General features: G+C 61.9%; 3 protein-coding genes and 1 pseudogene. 2 read left to right on the top strand and 2 right to left on the bottom strand.

From position 1 onward, the window contains the following. Positions 1-773, bottom strand: a 773-nt coding sequence (locus JWR14_RS18090) for a glycosyltransferase (protein WP_299709471.1), incomplete at its 3' end; no start/stop codon positions are given. A gap of 76 nt (positions 774-849) precedes the next feature. After that, a complete protein-coding gene (hpnC, locus tag JWR14_RS18085; RefSeq protein ID WP_299709473.1) occupies positions 850-1710 on the bottom strand; it encodes a squalene synthase HpnC in 861 nt (286 codons plus the stop codon). Between the two features lie 813 nt (positions 1711-2523). Here hpnC and ispH point away from each other — a divergent pair. Further along, the gene (gene ispH / locus JWR14_RS18080; protein WP_299709469.1) at positions 2524-3492 is read left to right on the top strand and encodes a 4-hydroxy-3-methylbut-2-enyl diphosphate reductase; all 969 of its coding nucleotides are present in this window, start codon (positions 2524-2526) and stop codon (positions 3490-3492) included. A 13-nt stretch (positions 3493-3505) separates the two neighbouring features. Beyond that, positions 3506-3825: pseudogene (locus JWR14_RS18075) on the top strand (hopanoid biosynthesis associated radical SAM protein HpnH); the annotation flags it as partial.

Here is a 3825-nt window from a genome sequence, read left to right as displayed (position 1 = left end):
CGAAACTTGATGCGCGAAGCGAGGCTGCAATCGTCGATCAGTTCGCCACGAATCGATTCCATGCCGCCCGCCTCCACCAGCGCCGCGCGCCGCACCATCATGCAACCGCCGGCGGCCGCCGCCGTGCGGTTGCCGACGTTGTTGACCCACGCGAATGGATACAGCTTCGCGAAGAAAAACACGAACGCGGGAATCAGCGCCCTTTCCCATGAGGAATCACTGCGCAGCCGCACCATCAGCGAGACCAGGTCGCGATCTTCGAGAATCGAGCGTGCGACCAGCTGCGAGGCGGCGTCCGCCGGATGACGAATGTCGGCGTCGGTGAGCAGCAGGTAATCGGCCGGAAAACCCAGGCCGTCGATAGCCGCAATGCCTTGCGACTGCGCCCACACCTTGCCGGACCAGCCGGGCGGCAAAGGCGCGGCCGTCAGGACCGTCAGGCGGTCTTCGAAACCGCTGTCACGCGCGGCGGCCTGAGCGGCGTCGGCGGTGCCGTCGGTGCTGTGGTCGTCGACGACAATCAGATGGAACGAACCCGCGTAATCCTGAGCGAGCAGCGACGTCACCGCGCGGCCGATCACGTCGGCTTCATTGCGCGCCGGGACGACCGCGACGAGCGCCGGCCAAGCTCCGCGGCGCGCAATCTCGGCTTGGCCGACTGCGTGAACGGTACTTTCGCTGAGCCGTTCGAGGGCTTGCGCGCGCCAGAAACCGCCGCGGCCAAACAGCAGGACAAGCCAGATGAGGAGGGACAACCAGGCAATCAGGAGCATCGTCAATTCGGAGCAGGTCGATGATTAAGCAGATTCAACATCAAGAGGGGCGCCGTGGAGAGCGGGTCAGGTCGGGTCAGCCTTCGACCGAGCGCAACTGGACACCCACCCGGCCACGCAACCGCATGGCGAGCGAACGCACGCCGATCACGACCCAGTCCGGGCCTTTCAGCACCGGGCGCTTGCGGAACACGTCGTAGTCGGCCTGTTCAATTTTTTCGAGAATGCGCAGACCGCCGTGCACGACGCTGCACAATTCCAGCCCGAACCTCCCGGGCATGCGCACGGCGAGCGGCGCGCCGCCAACGATCATCGCGCGGGCATGGTCGACTTCGTGACGCATCAGCGCGCGCCAGGCGTCGTCGCAGATTTGCTCGTCGATATGCCGTTCGGTCACACCGAAACGCTCAAGATCGCACAAAGGCATGTAAATGCGGCTCTTCTTCCAGTCGATCCCCACGTCCTGCCAGAAGTTGATGAGCTGCAGCGCGGTACAGATAGCGTCGGAATCGGCAAGATTCTCGGGCGTGCTGGCGTCGAAAAGATGCAGCATCAGCCGCCCGACCGGATTCGCCGAGCGCCGGCAATAGTCCATCAGCGCGGGCCAGTCGGCGTAACGCGTGGTGTCAATGTCCTGATCGAATGCCGAGACGAGATCGTAGAAGGGCCCGAGCGGCAATCCATACTGCGCGACGGTGCCGGCCAGTTTCCCGAACAGCATGGGATGAACCGGCGCCGGCTCACCGGCGGCGACTGCATCCAGTCCGGCGCGGAAATCGGCGAGACGGGCGTGGCGTTCGGCCGGGTCGAAGACCCCTTCGTCGGCAATGTCGTCTGCCGTGCGCGCGACGTGATAGATCACGCCGACCGGCGCACGCAGCCGTTTCGGCAGCAATATGCTGGCTACGGGAAAATTTTCGTAGTGGTCGACTTCCATAAGGCGGTCCAGGTATTCGACACGGCGCGCGGATGCCAAAATGGACATCGACGCACGCAGGTCGTGCGTGCCGGGTCGCTGACGCATAACAACATTCCGTTTCCGTGCGACGTGAATGTTGGTTAGGCGCAACGACTCGACACGGGATAAATTCTTGTCGTGGGCTGCCCGAAAACCTGTTGGAGAACCAAGCGCGAATCCGGGCGAATCCGGACAAATCCGGTGCTTCCGGTGCTTTATGCAGCCGCCCAGGCGACCCGCTCACCCGGCTTATCTGGCATCCGCCCCCACACAGGTGTGGCTTAAATCCCCGTCAGCTTCGGTTTAAATCTGCAGCCCGGAGCAATGCTTCGACTGCCGCTGCTCCCCGCCGATACTGCCCGGCAGGCCATCTACCCGGGCTTTTCATTGTGCCTTGCTGCACCGGACCGGCTACCCGTCCGCGCGTGCAGCAGCCGGCTAAAAAGCCGGATCACGCCGCCATGGCGGCTCCAAGGCCGTTTCACGGATGCGCGGCCGGAAACGCGGCGAAGCGCTAGTTTACCGGCTTCCGCGTCCGCGCAGTAATTCAACCCTGCCGCCAGAAACGGAAACACCCTCTAACACCCTCTTACAAGCATCCAAAAACTGAACGAGTTAGAATACGCGGTCAACTTCGGCCTTAAAGTTGAAACGAATGGCCTCTTTCCAGCCAGTTGTTTCCCAAAGCTTTTCCGAGAAGCTTTAATTTCGCTTACAACAAATCGACCGGATTTGATCGAAGCTTATAGCCGGTTCCATTCGAAACCCGCGCCAGTCGGAGTTCGCCCGAATATGCGTATTATCCTTGCTCAACCCCGCGGCTTTTGTGCGGGCGTGGTCCGCGCGATCGAGATTGTCGATCGCGCTCTTGAACGACATGGCGCGCCCGTCTACGTGCGCCATGAGATTGTTCACAACCGGCACGTTGTCGACAATCTGCGTAGCAAGGGCGCGCGTTTTGTCGAAGAACTCGACGAAGTGCCGCACGGCGCCGTTGCTATTTTCAGCGCGCACGGCGTGGCGCAAACGGTTGAAGCCGACGCGGAAGCACGCGGTCTGGACGTGCTCGACGCCACCTGCCCGCTGGTGACGAAGGTCCATGTCCAGGGCCGGCAATATGTCGCGCAAGGGCGCACGCTGATCCTGATCGGCCATGCGGGGCACCCCGAAGTGGAAGGGACCATCGGCCAGATTCCCGGCACCGTGGTGCTCGTGCAGAGCGAAGCGGAAGTGGCAACGCTCGCGCTACCCGTCGATGCCCCCGTCGCGTATGTCACGCAAACCACGTTGTCCGTGGACGATACGCGCGACATCATCGACGCACTGCATCGCCGTTTTACAGACATCGTCGGCCCGGATACGCGCGACATCTGCTATGCCACGCAAAATCGCCAGGCGGCGGTGCGCGAGCTGAGCAAGCAAGTCGACGTATTGCTCGTAGTCGGGGCGACCAACAGTTCCAACTCGAATCGTCTGTGCGAGATCGGCGCCGAAACCGGCGTGCCGAGCTACCTCGTGGCGGACGGCTCGGAATTGAAAGCCGACTGGTTTGCGAATGCGCAGACTGTCGGGATTACGGCCGGTGCGTCCGCGCCGGAAGAAATGGTTAAACACGTTATCAGTGCACTGCGCGCGCTGGGCCCTGTCGAAGTTACGACAATGTCCGGCCGCGAAGAGAAAGTTGAATTCAAACTCCCCGCGAAGCTGACGAAGCCGCTTGCTGCGGCAACAGCATCCGCTGGCGCCCTTCGCGAAGATTAAGGAGCACACGCAATTGTCTATTCCAATGCTGCAAAAGGTCCGGGTTGGCGCTTACATCGCGCGCCAGCATTTCATGCGCAACAAGCGCTATCCGCTCGCGCTGATGCTCGAGCCGCTGTTCCGCTGCAATCTGGCGTGTAACGGCTGCGGCAAGATCGATTATCCGGACCCCATCCTGAACCAGCGCATCTCGATGGCAGACTGCCTCGCGGCTGTCGACGAATGCGGTGCGCCGGTAGTTTCCATTGCTGGCGGCGAGCCGCTGCTGCACAAGGAAATGCCCCAGATCGTGAAGGGCATCATCGCGCGCAAGAAGTTCGTTTATCTCTGCAC

The sequence above is a fragment of the Caballeronia sp. genome (assembly GCF_028292365.1).
In the GTDB taxonomy this organism is placed as follows: domain Bacteria; phylum Pseudomonadota; class Gammaproteobacteria; order Burkholderiales; family Burkholderiaceae; genus Caballeronia.
This window is presented reverse-complemented; position numbering and strand designations above follow the sequence as displayed.